Annotated in this window: 11 protein-coding genes; 8 read left to right on the top strand and 3 right to left on the bottom strand. The window is 74.6% G+C overall.

All coding sequences use genetic code 11. The features are described from left to right. Nucleotides 1-310: 310 nt before the first annotated feature. Together ACRWND_RS29140 and ACRWND_RS29135 are read right to left on the bottom strand one after the other, a co-directional pair. Nucleotides 311-847, bottom strand: a complete 537-nt coding sequence (locus ACRWND_RS29140; protein WP_431954680.1) for a SixA phosphatase family protein — start codon at nt 845-847, stop codon at nt 311-313. After that, nucleotides 844-1,584 (bottom strand): hypothetical protein, encoded by a 741-nt coding sequence (locus tag ACRWND_RS29135; RefSeq protein ID WP_431954678.1) that lies wholly within the window; start codon nt 1,582-1,584, stop codon nt 844-846. Before ACRWND_RS29135 ends, ACRWND_RS29140 begins: the two co-directional genes overlap by 4 nt. Nucleotides 1,585-1,806: 222 nt before the next feature. On the opposite strand from ACRWND_RS29135, the gene ACRWND_RS29130 reads away from it, so the two are divergent. From ACRWND_RS29130 to ACRWND_RS29100, 7 genes are all read left to right on the top strand, one after another. Next, the gene (locus ACRWND_RS29130) at nt 1,807-2,349 is read left to right on the top strand and encodes a (2Fe-2S)-binding protein (RefSeq protein ID WP_431954676.1); all 543 of its coding nucleotides are present in this window, start codon (nt 1,807-1,809) and stop codon (nt 2,347-2,349) included. Then, on the top strand, nt 2,346-4,739 hold the full coding sequence (locus ACRWND_RS29125; RefSeq protein ID WP_431954674.1) for a xanthine dehydrogenase family protein molybdopterin-binding subunit: 2,394 nt from the start codon (nt 2,346-2,348) through the stop codon (nt 4,737-4,739). Before ACRWND_RS29130 ends, ACRWND_RS29125 begins: the two co-directional genes overlap by 4 nt. Continuing rightward, a complete protein-coding gene (locus tag ACRWND_RS29120) occupies nt 4,736-5,593 on the top strand; it encodes an FAD binding domain-containing protein (RefSeq protein WP_431954672.1) in 858 nt (285 codons plus the stop codon). The genes ACRWND_RS29125 and ACRWND_RS29120 overlap by 4 nt, the downstream gene beginning before the upstream one ends. Before the next feature lie 256 nt (nt 5,594-5,849). Beyond that, entirely contained in the window at nt 5,850-6,716 is an 867-nt protein-coding gene (locus tag ACRWND_RS29115) for an AAA family ATPase (protein ID WP_431954670.1), read from the top strand. Between the two features lie 5 nt (nt 6,717-6,721). Next, the gene (locus ACRWND_RS29110; RefSeq protein ID WP_431954668.1) at nt 6,722-7,855 is read left to right on the top strand and encodes a vWA domain-containing protein; all 1,134 of its coding nucleotides are present in this window, start codon (nt 6,722-6,724) and stop codon (nt 7,853-7,855) included. Then, nucleotides 7,848-8,960: an XdhC family protein gene (locus ACRWND_RS29105; RefSeq protein ID WP_431954666.1), complete on the top strand. Its 1,113-nt coding sequence runs from the start codon at nt 7,848-7,850 to the stop codon at nt 8,958-8,960. Before ACRWND_RS29110 ends, ACRWND_RS29105 begins: the two co-directional genes overlap by 8 nt. A gap of 16 nt (nt 8,961-8,976) precedes the next feature. After that, the gene (locus ACRWND_RS29100; protein ID WP_431954664.1) at nt 8,977-9,609 is read left to right on the top strand and encodes an SRPBCC family protein; all 633 of its coding nucleotides are present in this window, start codon (nt 8,977-8,979) and stop codon (nt 9,607-9,609) included. Between the two features lie 106 nt (nt 9,610-9,715). Here ACRWND_RS29100 and lpdA read toward each other — a convergent pair whose 3' ends face one another. Further along, a complete protein-coding gene (gene lpdA / locus ACRWND_RS29095; protein ID WP_431954662.1) occupies nt 9,716-11,116 on the bottom strand; it encodes a dihydrolipoyl dehydrogenase in 1,401 nt (466 codons plus the stop codon). 378 nt (nt 11,117-11,494) lie between these two features. Here lpdA and ACRWND_RS29090 point away from each other — a divergent pair, with 378 nt between their 5' ends. Further along, nucleotides 11,495-12,556: a polysaccharide deacetylase family protein gene (locus ACRWND_RS29090; RefSeq protein WP_431954660.1), complete on the top strand. Its 1,062-nt coding sequence runs from the start codon at nt 11,495-11,497 to the stop codon at nt 12,554-12,556. Nucleotides 12,557-12,574: the final 18 nt, after the last annotated feature.

Here is a 12,574-nt window from a genome sequence, read left to right as displayed (position 1 = left end):
TTCTGTCCCGGGAGGGTGGCCGAGGCGCGGATGCCCGGCCTGAGGGCCGGCTCCCCGCGGTGAATCGCGGCCACGCGGGAAACGCCGCGCCCGGAGCGCCGCACCGGAGGCATCCTTCCCCGTGGCGCGGATCGATCAGATCCCGGTCAGGGGCGTGGACCCGAAGAGGGCGTGCACCCGAAGAGGGCGTGGACCCGAAGAGGGCGTGGACCTTGCCGGCCACGGGCAGCGACCACCTGCCGGTGGCGGCCCGCGTCGGCTGGTGGCCGCTGCCGCCGTCCGGCGGACCGCCGACCCCGGCCCGTTCCGCTCAGCCGCGCGGGACCGCGAAGTCCTCGAGACGGGCGTGTTCCGGGGCCAGCGCGGACCAGGGCGCGGGCCAGGTGAGAACGGCGAGGGCGGCGGTCGGGAACGTGTCGGCGGCGCGGCGCAGGGCGTCGGCGCGGGCCTCGCCCGTCAGGCGGAGGACAAGGTCCTGCACCCCCGGGTTGTGGCCGACCAGCAGGAGGGTCCCGGCGGCGTCGGGAGCTTCGCGCAGGACGTCGAGGAGGGCGCGGGCGGTGGCCGCGTAGACCCGTTCGTCGAGGCGCACCGGCGGGGGCGGTGCGGCCGCGAGGGCCTCGGCGGCGAGTTCCCAGGTCTCCCGGGTGCGCCGGGAGGTCGAGCAGATCACCAGGTCGGGGGTGTGCCCCGCCTCGCGCAGCCAGCGGCCCGCCGCCGGGGCGTCGCGGCGGCCGCGGGGGCCGAGCGGGCGGTCGTGGTCGGGGACGTCCGGGGGCCAGGCGGACTTGGCGTGCCGCAGCACGACCAGCCGTCGCGGGGCTTGCGTACCGGTACGGCGCCTCACGATCCCGCCCCGCCGATCTCACGGGTCAGTTCCAGGGCCAGCACGCGGTCCGCATGGGCGAACGTCTCGAAACGCGAGCCGTCCGGCAGTGCGGCCTCCTCCTCCAGCCGGTCGAGGACGGCCAGGCAGCCGGCGGTGTCGAGATCCGCGTCCAGGGCCGCTTGGAGGCGTTCGGCGTACTCGGCGCTCATCGGCCTGGACGGCGCCTCGGCCCAGCGGGCCACCGCGCCGCGCCAGCGGCTCAGGTCGGCGTCCGCCGCCGCGAGGGCGCGCGGGGTCGGTTCCGCACGGTCCCGGCGGTCCAGACGGAGCAGCGCCAGCCGCAGGGCCGGACCGGCGGCCGCCTCGTGCGGGGCGACCGGCCCGACGTCCAGGCGCAGGGCCCCGGTGTCCGTGCCCGTGTCCGTGCGGGTGTCCGCCGGGACGACGTGCACCCGGGCCGGCCCGGCGAGCGCCTTCTCCGCCTCACGCAGGTCGGCGCCGCGGGCCGCGCGGGGCCTGATGCCCATCGCCGCCGCGGCGGCGTCCCGTACGGGGTCGGCCGGGCCGGCCACGGCGACCAGCACCTGCCCGCCCCAGCCCTCCGCGGTGCGCGCCAGTACGTCCGCCAGCAGCAGCACCCGCAGCGCCGTCGCACCGCCCTGGGCGCCGGTGTGGGCCACCACCCGCAGCGGCACGCGCCGCCCCGGGTCCACTTCCACGGCTTCGCCGCTCCTGCCGTCCACGATGCGCAGCACGCGTCCGAATCTAGCCCGTACGACGCACCGGCGCAGGCGCCTTCCCGGCCGGGCCGGGCGCGTTCGGGGTTCCGCTCGGCGGGGGCCGCGCCTCCCCGCCCCGGGGCGGGCAGTGCCCTTGAAGACGCGTCTGAGGCGTCGCATTGTCCCCTGGCGCGACTTACAGTTGCGCATATCAGGGCAGAACGGGGGAAATGCCTCACAGCACCTCTGGGAGGGCGCATGACCCGCATCTCGGTGACGGTGGACGGCACTGCCTACGAGGACGAGGTGGAGCCCCGTCTGCTGCTCGTCCACTACCTGCGCGACCGGCTCGGTCTGACCGGCACCCCCGTCGGATGCGACACCACGAACTGCGGAGCCTGCACGGTGGACCTCGACGGGGAGAGCGTGAAGAGCTGCTCCGTGCTCGCCGTCCAGGCCGACGGCTGCGAGGTGACGACGATCCAGGGGCTGGCCTCCGCGGACGGCGAGTGGCACCCGCTGCAGCGGGCGTTCCGCGAGCAGCACGCGCTGCAGTGCGGCTTCTGCACCCCCGGCATGATCATGGCCGCCCGCGACCTGCTGAAGGAGAACGCCGACCCCACGCCGGAGGAGGTCCGCGAGGCCCTGGAGGGCAACCTCTGCCGCTGCACGGGCTATATGAACATCGTGCGCGCGGTCCTCGCGGCCGCCGCGGAGGAACGCCGGCGCCGGGCGCCCGAGCCCGGCGCCGAGGCCGAGCACGCCGCGCCCAGCACGGCGGGGAGCGGGGCGCCGGTATGACCGACCAGCTGATCGGACACGAACCCGAGGTCGGCCGCGCCCGGGTCCGCAAGGAGGACGCCCGGCTGGTGACCGGCCGGACCAACTGGACCGACAACATCACCGTCCCGGGCCTGCTGCACATGGCGATCCTGCGCAGCCCGATGGCGCACGCCCGGATCGAGCGGATCGACGTCGCTCCCGCCCTGGAGCGGCCGGGTGTCGTCGCCGCGTACAGCGGCCGCGACCTGGCCGAAGGGCTCGGGTCGCTGCCGTGCGCGTGGCCCGTCACCGAGGACATGGTGCTGCCCGAGCACCCGCCGCTCGCCGTCGACGAGGTACGCCACACCGGCGACCCGGTCGCCGTCGTCGTCGCCCGGGACCGCTACGCGGCCGCCGACGCGCTGGAGGCGATCGACGTCGACTACGAGCCGCTGCCCCCGGTGCTCGACATGGAGGCGGCGCTCGCCGAGGGCGCCCCGCTGGTCCACGCCGACAAGGGCACCAACCGCTGCTACACCTGGCCGCTGGCCACCGGCGAACCCTACGAGAGCGTGCGCGCCCGGGCGGACGTGGTGGTGCGGCGCCGCTTCGTGCAGCAGCGGCTCATCCCCAACGCCATGGAACCGCGGGCCGTCGTGGCCGTCCCGCCGGGCGCTTCGGACGAGTACACCCTGTACTCGGCGACACAGATCCCGCACATCGTGCGCGTGATGATGTCCGTCGTCACCGGCATCCCCGAGCACCGCCTGCGGGTGGTCGCGCCGGACGTCGGGGGCGGCTTCGGCTCCAAACTGCAGGTGTACGCCGAGGAGGCGCTCGGCCTGGCCGTCGCCCGCAGGCTCGGGCGTCCCGTGAAGTGGACGGAGTCCCGGTCGGAGGGCTATCTGGCCACCCATCACGGACGCGACCAGATCCAGGACCTCGAACTCGCCGCGACGCGCGAGGGCAGGCTGCTCGGCCTGAAGGTGGAGCTGCTCGCCGACATGGGCGCCTATCTGATGATCGTGACGCCCGGCATCCCGCTGCTCGGGGCGTTCATGTTCCCCGGCATCTACAAGATGGACGCCTACGACTTCACCTGCACGGGCGTCTTCACCACCAAAACCCCCACCGACGCGTACCGCGGCGCGGGCCGCCCCGAGGCGACGTTCGCGATCGAGCGCATGATGGACGAGCTCGCCGCCGAGATCGGCATGGACCCGGTGGAGGTGCGCCGCCGCAACTGGATCGGCCACCGCGAGTTCCCGTACACGACCATCGGCGGGCTCACCTACGACAGCGGGGACTACGAGTCGGCGACGGACAAGGCGCTCGCCCTCTTCGGCTACGACGACCTGCGCGCCGAGCAGCGCGAGCGGGAGCGGCGCGGCGACCCGGTGCGGCTCGGCATCGGCGTGTCGACGTACACGGAGATGTGCGGGCTCGCGCCCAGCCGCGTCCTGCGCGACCTGCGCTACGGCGCGGGCGGCTGGGAGGCGGCGTCCATCCGCATGCTGCCCACCGGCAAGGTGGAGGTGCTGACCGGCACCAGCCCGCACGGGCAGGGCCATGTGACGAGCTGGAGCCAGATCGCGGCGGACGTGCTGGGCGTGCCCTTCGAGGACGTCGAGGTGCTGCACGGCGACACGCGCACGGTGCCGCAGGGCATGGACACCTACGGCTCGCGCTCGCTGGTCGTCGGCGGCGTGGCCGTGCACCGCGCGGCGCGGAAGGTCGTCGACAAGGCCCGCAAGGTCGCCGCGCACCTGCTGGAGGCGAGCGAGGACGACCTGGACTTCGCCAACGGCGTCTTCTCGGTGAAGGGTTCGCCGGACGTCCACAAGACCATCCAGGAAGTGGCGTTCGCCACGTTCACCTCGCACGACCTGCCCGACGGGCTGGAGCCGACCATCAACGCCGAGCACGTGGAGGACCCGGAGGCCTTCTCCTACCCCCACGGCACGCACCTGTGCGCGGTGGAGGTCGACACCGAGACCGGCCGGGCGCGGATCCGCTCCTATGTGTGCGTGGACGACGTGGGCACGGTCGTCAACCCGATGATCGTGGAGGGCCAGGTGCACGGCGGACTCGCGCAGGGCATCGCCCAGGCCCTCTTCGAGGAGGCGGTGTACGACGACGACGGCAACCTCGTCTCCGGCACCATGGCCGACTACCTGGTGCCCTGCGCCGCCGACCTGCCCGACTTCCTCACCGACCGCACCGAGACGCCGGCGACCACCAACCCGCTGGGCGTCAAGGGCGTCGGCGAGGCCGGGACGATCGCCTCGACCCCCGCGGTGGTCAATGCCGTGGTCGACGCGCTGCGGCCGCTGGGCGTCACGGACGTGCGGATGCCGTGCACACCGGAGCGGATCTGGCGGGCCCTGCGGGACGCGCGGACCGCCCGGCCGGAGGAGGGCGGCTCATGATTCCCGCGTCGTTCGACTACGCCAGGCCCCGCACGGTGGAGGAGGCGGTGCGGCAGCTCGCCCTCGCCGGGGACGAGGCGAAGGTGCTGGCCGGCGGCCAGAGCCTGCTGCCGATCCTGCGGATGCGCCTCGCCTTCCCCGAACTCGTCGTGGACGTCGGCCGCATCCCCGTCCTGCGCGGGGTGCGGCTCGACGGGGACACCCTCGTCATCGGCGCCCTCACCTCGCACCACGACGTCGTGCGCGACCCTCTGGTGCGGCGGCACGCGGGGCTGCTGGCGGCCGCCACGGCCACGGTGGCGGATCCGGCGGTGCGCCACCGCGGCACGATCGGCGGCGCCCTCGCGCACGCCGACCCGGCCGGGGACGTGCCCGCCGCCGTCCTCGCCCTGGACGCGGAACTGGTCCTCCAGGGGCCGGACGGGCGGCGGACCCTCCCGGCCCGGGAGTTCTTCACCGACTACCTGCAGACGGCGCTGCGCGGCGACGAACTGCTCGTGGAGGTGCGGGTGCCCAAGGCGGACGCCTGGGGCTTCCACTACGAGAAGTTCCAGCTGAGCGCGCAGGCGTGGGCCGTGGTCGGGGTGGCCGCGATGGTGCGGCGCGACGACGGCCACATCGTCGAGGCCCGAGTAGGGCTGTCGAACATGGGGCCCACCCCGGTGCGCGCCACCGCGTGCGAGACGGCTCTCGCGGGTGCCGACGCCGCACGGGAGGCGGTGGCCCCGGCCGCCGAACACGCCGCCGAGGGCACCCGTCCGGCCTCCGACCTGTCGGCGTCCGCCGAGTACCGGGAGCACCTGGCGCGGGTCCTGACCCGCAGGGCGGTCGTCGCGGCGGCGGACCTGGCATGAGGGGTGAAGGCGGACGATGACCCGGTCGGCGCACGGAACCGCACCGGGGCGGACCGCCCCGGCGGGTTCCGCCGGTGCCGTTCCCGCACCGCCCGGCAGCGGGTCGGCCGGCACCGGGTCGGCCGCCTCCCCGGACAGGACGGCGAACGGCACGACGGACGGCACGGCCCAAGGAACAGCGAACCGCACGACGGACGGGACAGCCCAAGGAACAGCGAACCGCACGACGACACCGGCGTTCACCGGCCCTGAGCAGATGCGGGCCCGCCTGGAGGCGACCGGTTATCTGGCCGACGACGGCCTCGCGGTCGCCTGCTACCTGGCGGTGACGCTGCATCGTCCCCTCTTCTGCGAGGGCGACGCCGGCGTCGGCAAGACCTCGCTGGCGCACGCGCTCGCCGATGCCCTCGGCGCACCGCTGATCCGGCTGCAGTGCTACGAGGGCATCGACGCGTCGCAGGCCCTGTACGACTGGGACTTCCCCCGGCAGCTGCTGCACCTGCGGGCGGCCGAGGCGGCGGGCGCCGGCGACGTCCGGACGCTGGAGGGCGAGCTCTACAGCCGGCGGTTCCTGCTGGCACGGCCGCTGCTGCGAGCCCTGGAGACCAGTCCCTCGGTGCTGCTCGTCGACGAGATCGACCGCGCGGACGACGAGTTCGAGGCCTTCCTGCTGGAACTGCTCTCGGAGTACTCCGTCACCGTGCCGGAACTGGGCACCCTGCGGGCGCAGTCGCCCCCCGTGGTGGTGCTGACGTCCAACCGGACGCGCGAGGTGCACGACGCCCTGAAGCGGCGCTGCCTCTACCACTGGTTCGAACACCCCGGTTTTGATCGGGAGTTGGCGATCGTGCGGCGCAGGCAGCCGCAGGTGGCGGCGCGGCTCGCGGCGCAGGTGACGGCCGTGGTGCAGTGCCTGCGGGAGCAGGACCTGGTGCGGCCGCCCGGGGTGGCGGAGACCATCGACTGGGCGGAGGCGCTGGCCGCGCTGGGGGCCACGGAGCTCGACGCGGACCTGGCGGTGACCACCCTCGGCTCGGTGCTGAAGTACCGCGAGGACGCGGAGCGGGCGCGGTCGCTCGACCTCCCGGAGATCCTCGCCGCGGGGGCGGGCGGCACCCGGTGAGCACGATGCGCACGGCGACGGCGGACGGCACAACGGGGCTGGTGGGCTTCGCCCGCGCCCTGCGCGCCGCCGGGGTGCCGGCCGGCCCCGACCGCGTGGCGGCGTTCCTGGCCGCGCTCGACCGTCTCGACCCGGGGCTGCGGCGCGACGTGTACTGGGCGGGACGTCTGACGCTCTGCGGCGACCCGGACGATCTGGAGCGCTACGACCGGGTCTTCGCGGCCTACTTCGACGGGGAGCGGCCGCCGCCTGGCCGGACGCGGCCGGCCGTCCGCCCGGTGCGCCCGCCCGCGGTGCCGTGCGCCGTGCCCGGGGAGCGCCCCGCCGAGGGGTCGGACGGGAAACCCGTCGCGACCGCGCTCGCCAGCGCGACGGAGGTGCTGCGGCATCGCGACGTGGCCGTGCTCTCCGCGACCGAGCGCGACCAACTGCACCGCATCCTCGCGGTCTTCGCTCTGGACGGCGAGCCGCGTCGCAGCTCCCGGCGCCGCCCGGCGCGCCGCGGTGAGGTCGATCCGCGCCGCACCGTCCGCGAGCTGCTGCGCCGGGGCGGCGAGCCGGCCGTGCTGCCGCGGCGGGCCCGGGCCCGCCGACCGCGCCGGGTGGTGCTGCTGCTGGACGTCAGCGGGTCGATGGCCCCCTACGCGGACGCGCTGCTGCGCTTCGCGCACGCCGCCGCGCACGGTTCCCGCGGCGGCCCGCCCACCGAGGTCTTCACCCTGGGCACCCGGTTGACCAGGGTCACCCGAGAGATGGCGCGCCGCGACCCGGACGCGGCGCTGGCCGCGGTGGGGGCGGCGGTGCCCGACTGGAGCGGCGGCACCCGGCTCGGGGAGACGCTGCGGGCGTTCCTGGACCGCTGGGGAGCGCGGGGGACGGCGCGCGGCGCGGTGGTCGTCGTGCTGTCGGACGGCTGGGAGCGCGGCGACCCGACCCTGCTGGCCGCGCAGATGCGGCGGCTGGCTCGGCTGGCGCACCGCGTCGTGTGGGCCAACCCGCGCAAGGCCGCTCCGGGGTACGCTCCGCTGGCAGCGGGGATGGCGGCGGCACTGCCGAGCGTCGACGCCTTCGTCGAGGGCCACAGTCTGGGCGCGCTGGAACGACTGGCCGCCGTGGTGAGAGGAGCCGACGGTGCGTGAGATCCTTCCGGCGCTGAACGACTGGTACGCCGCCGGAACCCCCTTCGGGCTGGCCACGGTGGTGGCGGTGAGCCGCAGCGCGCCGCGCGGGCCGGGCGCGGCCATGGCCGTCGGGCCGGACGACGAGGTCGTCGGCAGCGTCTCCGGCGGCTGCGTGGAGGGCGCGGTCTTCGAACTGGCCAAGGAGGTCGTCGAGTCGGGCGAGGCCCGGTTGCACACCTTCGGCTACAGCGACGCCGACGCCTTCGAGGTCGGGCTGACCTGCGGCGGTGAGATAACCCTGCTGGTCCGCCCGGTTTCCCCGGCCACGGACGCCGGCTTCGGCGAGGTGGCGGCCTCGGTCGCCGCGCACCGCCCGGTGGCCACCGCGACGGTGCTGGACGGTCCCGCACCGCGCGGCGCCACCCTCACGGTCCGGCCGGACCGGGTCGCCGGCACCCTCGGCTCGGAGGGCCTGGACGCGGCGGTCACCGACGACGCCCGCGGCGAGCTCGCCCAGGGCGCCACCGCGCAGCGCCACTACGGCCGGAACGGCGAGCGGCGCGAGGACGACGTGACGGTGTTCCTGCAGTCCTTCGCCCCGCCGCCGCGGATGCTGGTGTTCGGCGCGATCGACTTCGCGGCGGCGGTGGCGCGCATCGGGCTGTTCCTCGGCTACCGGGTGACCGTCTGCGACGCGCGCCCGGTGTTCGCGACGCCCAAGCGCTTCCCCGAGGGCGTGGAGGTCGTCGTCGACTGGCCGCACCGCTACCTGGCCGGCACGGAGACCGACGACCGCACGGTGATGTGCGTCCTCACCCACGACCCCAAGTTCGACGTGCCGCTGCTGGAGGTCGCGCTGCGCCGCCCCGCCGCGTACATCGGGGTCATGGGCAGCCGGCGGACGCACGAGGACCGGCTCAAGCGGATGCGCGACACGGCGCTGGGGCCGGCCGAACTGGCCCGGCTGCGCTCGCCGATCGGGCTCGACCTGGGGGCGCGCACCCCCGAGGAGGTCGCCGTGTCGATCGCCGCCGAGATCATCGCGCTGCGCTGGGGCGGCAGCGGCGCCCCGCTGTCGGCCACGGCTGGCGCGATCCATCCTCCGGTGCTCAGGCCGGTGTGACGAGGAAGGAGGACACATGGAACTGCACCACGAGTTCGGAGTCCCCGTCCCGGTGGGAGACGCATGGCGGGCGCTGCTGGACATCGAGCGCGTCGCACCCTGCATGCCGGGCGCGACGGTGGAGGAGTACGACGGCGAGACCGTCAAGGGCACGGTGAAGGTCAAGGTCGGTCCGGTGACGGTGACCTACCGCGGCACGGCGGTCTTCGAGGAGCGGGACGACACCGCGCACCGCGTCGTGCTGTCCGCCCGCGGCAAGGAGGTGCGCGGCCAGGGCACGGCACGGGCGACGGTCACCGGCATCCTGACGGAGAAGGACGGCGCGACGGTCGTCTCGGTCACGACGGATCTCGCCGTCACCGGCCGGCCCGCGCAGTTCGGGCGGGGCGTGATGGCCGAGGTCGGCGACCGGGTCATCGGCCAGTTCGCCGACTGCCTGGCCGGGCGGCTGACGGCGCCGCAGCCCGCTGCGGGAAGCGAGGACACCGCCGAGGACACGTCCCCCGCGCCGCCGGAGCACCCTGCGGAGGAGCCGCTCGACCTGCTCAGGATCGCCGGCGCGCCGGTCGCCAAACGCGCCGCGGTGGCGGGGCTGCTGGCCGCGGCCGTCGGCGCGGCGGTCGTCGTCATCCTGCGACGGCGCCGCTGAGAGCACGACGTCGGGGCGGGGCGGCGGGACTGCCGGTGGTCGTCAGGGACGCCTGACGACCACCGGCGCACCGGAGCAGCCGGCACACCGCCGTCCGTCGCGGCACTCAGAAGTTGATCATGTGGCCGGCGAGTCCGTGGAGCGCTTCCTGGACGGCCTCGCTGAGCGTGGGGTGGCCGTGGACGTTGCGGGCCAGTTCGGTCGCCGTGAGGTCCCACTTCTGGGCGAGCGTCAGCTCCGGCAGCAGTTCGGTGACCTCCGGGCCGATCAGATGGCCGCCCAGCAGTTCGCCGTGCTTCGCGTCGCTGATGAGCTTCACGAAGCCGGTCGCGTCGCCGATGCCGTGCGCCTTGCCGTTGGCGGTGAAGGGGAACTTGGCCACGCGCACGTCGAAGCCGCGCTCGCGGGCCTGCGCCTCCGTCCACCCGAAGCTGGCGACCTGCGGCTGGCAGAAGGTGACGCGCGGGATCATCACATAGTCGAGTGACATCGTCTCGGCCTGCGCGATGGTCTCGGCGGCCACCACACCCATGGCCTCGGCGGCGTGCGCCAGCATCAGCTTCGCGGTGACGTCGCCGATCGCGTAGATGTGCGGGACGCTGGTGCGGCAGAACTCGTCGATGTCGATGGCGCCGCGCTCGGTGAGCCTGACCCCGGTCTGCTCGAGGCCGTAGCCGGAGATCCGCGGCTGGAAGCCGATCGCCTGGAGCACCTTGTCGGCCTGGAGCGTCTGCCGCTGGCCACCGGTGGTGACCATGACCTTCACCGAGTCCCCGGAGTCGTTGATCGCCTCCACCCGGGTCGAGGTGAGCACGTCGATGCCCAGCTTGCGGTACTGGCGGGCGAGTTCGGCCGAGACCTCCTCGTCCTCCAGCGGCACGACCCGGTCCAGGAACTCCACGAGGGTCACCTTCACCCCGTAGTTGTGCAGGACGTACGCGAACTCCACGCCGATCGCGCCGGCGCCCGCGATCAGGATGCTCCGCGGCAGTGTGTCCGTCATGATCTGCTCCTCGTACGTCACGACCCGCTCGCTGAGCGAGGTGCCGGGGAGCAGCCTGGTCGTGGCGCCGGTGGCGATGATGCAGTGGTCGAAGGTGACGGTCTCACTGCCGCCGGAGCCGAGTGCGACATGGAGGGTGTGGTCGTCGGTGAAGGTGCCGTGCCCCTCGAACTTCGTGATGCCGTTCTTCTTCATCAGGAAGTGGACGCCTTTGACGCGTCCGTCGGCGACCTTGCGACTGCGCGCGAAGGCCTCGCGGTAGTCGAAGCTGACCTCGCCGTTCACCCGGATGCCGAAGGTCCTGGCCTCCTTGGTGAAGATGTGCGCCAGTTCCGCGTTGCGCAGCAAGGCCTTTGAGGGGATGCACCCGACGTTGAGGCAGACCCCGCCCCAGTAGCGCTCCTCGACGATCGCCGTGCGCAGACCCAGCTGGGCGGCCCTGATGGCGGCGACGTACCCGCCGGGGCCCGCGCCCAGGACGACGACGTCGAAGTGTGTGCTCATGCGGCGACCCCTGTGTGGACCACGGTGCGGAGGCTCGAGCGGGCGGGACTGTTCCGTGGCCCACGATCACGCGCCGTGGGCTGCCGCGCAACACGGGGGTGGCGTGCGCCACGTCACACCGGCCGCCCGGAGTACATCCGGATGCGACGGGGCAGGGTTCTTCGCCGCGTCCGGCGGGCGGGGGCGCCGCCGGACGGAACCCCGGCGCGGCAGGCGGCTCCGGGCGGCAGGCGGGGGCGGTTCCGGGAGGACCAAAGTCCCCTCGGCGCAGGACCCGCAGCGGCCCGAAAGACCGAGGGCACGCCGCGCCGCGCCGCCTAGGGTGGGGGGCTGACCCGCATGCCCGGCCCGTCGCGGCCGGCCCCAGGAGGTACCACCGTGGCACTGACCATCCGCTCGAATCGGGCCTTCGGAGCCGTCGCCGCGGTGGTGCTCGCCGGCGCCGCGCTCGGTGCCTGCGGCACCGAGCACATGGTGGACAACGCCGGTACGGCCGCCTCGGCGCCCTCCGTCCGCCCCACGGGGTCCGCCGCGCCTTCCAGGCCCCCGGTCCACACGGCTCCCCCGTCCGCGCCGGCCGCGCCACCCGCCCCGAGGACCGGCGCCTCGTCCGGCACGCCGGGCGATGCCGGCCGTCCGGCAGGCGCGGCGCGTCACGGCGCCGGCGGCACCACGCACGAGAGCAGGCGGCTCGACGGCAGCGCTTCGCACGGCACCGGCCACGACGGCCCCGCCGCCCCGGGGGCGACCGACCGGCGGCAGGCCCCCGGACAGGGTGCGGGCGAGCCCACCGGCGCGGGGGCCCAGGCCCCTCCCCGCGGTACGGCCGTGACCGGGCTCACCATCCAGCACGGCGTGGAGGCCCCGGGCAAGTCGGTGGCGCTCACCTTCGACGACGGCCCGAACCCGGTGTGGACGCCCAAGATCCTCGCCCTGCTCGCCCAGCACCACGCCAAGGCGACCTTCTGCGAGATAGGCCCCAACGCCCAGGCCCACCCCGACCTGGTCCGGCGGATCGTCGCGGCGGGCCACCGGCTGTGCGACCACTCCGTCCACCACGACGAGGCGCAGAGCCGCAAATCGCAGGTGTACAACCAGCACGAGATACTCGACGCCCGGGACGAGATAACCAGTGCGGCCGGCTCCGGCAGCGCGCCCCTTTGGTACTACCGCGCCCCCGGCGGCGACTTCTCCCCCGCGATCCGCGCCATCGCCGCCGGCAACGGGCTGCGGCCGCTCGGCTGGACGGTCGACTCCGAGGACTGGCGCCGCCCCGGCACGAACGCCATTCTCGCGACGGTGAACCGCGAGCTGAAGCCGGGCTCCATCGTGCTCATGCACGACGGCGGCGGCGACCGCAGCCAGACCGTGCGGGCGCTGGCGGTACTGCTCGACCGACTCGACGCGGCCGGCTACACGTACACCTTCCCCCAGCGCTAGGCACTGCTTGTCGGACCT

It is taken from the genome of Actinacidiphila sp. bgisy167, from assembly GCF_965342175.1.
In the GTDB taxonomy this organism is placed as follows: Bacteria; Actinomycetota; Actinomycetes; order Streptomycetales; family Streptomycetaceae; genus Actinacidiphila.
The sequence above is the reverse complement of the archived record's forward strand: the minus strand, read 5'-3'. Positions and strand labels throughout refer to the sequence as shown.

Coding starts and splice junctions, on each gene's coding strand:
- ACRWND_RS29130 (WP_431954676.1), top strand. CDS start 1,807: ATGACCCGCATCTCGGTGACGGTGGACGGCACTGCCTACGAGGACGAG.
- ACRWND_RS29125 (WP_431954674.1), top strand. CDS start 2,346: ATGACCGACCAGCTGATCGGACACGAACCCGAGGTCGGCCGCGCCCGG.
- ACRWND_RS29120 (WP_431954672.1), top strand. CDS start 4,736: ATGATTCCCGCGTCGTTCGACTACGCCAGGCCCCGCACGGTGGAGGAG.
- ACRWND_RS29115 (WP_431954670.1), top strand. CDS start 5,850: ATGCGGGCCCGCCTGGAGGCGACCGGTTATCTGGCCGACGACGGCCTC.
- ACRWND_RS29110 (WP_431954668.1), top strand. CDS start 6,722: ATGCGCACGGCGACGGCGGACGGCACAACGGGGCTGGTGGGCTTCGCC.
- ACRWND_RS29100 (WP_431954664.1), top strand. CDS start 8,977: ATGGAACTGCACCACGAGTTCGGAGTCCCCGTCCCGGTGGGAGACGCA.
- lpdA (WP_431954662.1), bottom strand. CDS start 11,116: ATGAGCACACACTTCGACGTCGTCGTCCTGGGCGCGGGCCCCGGCGGG.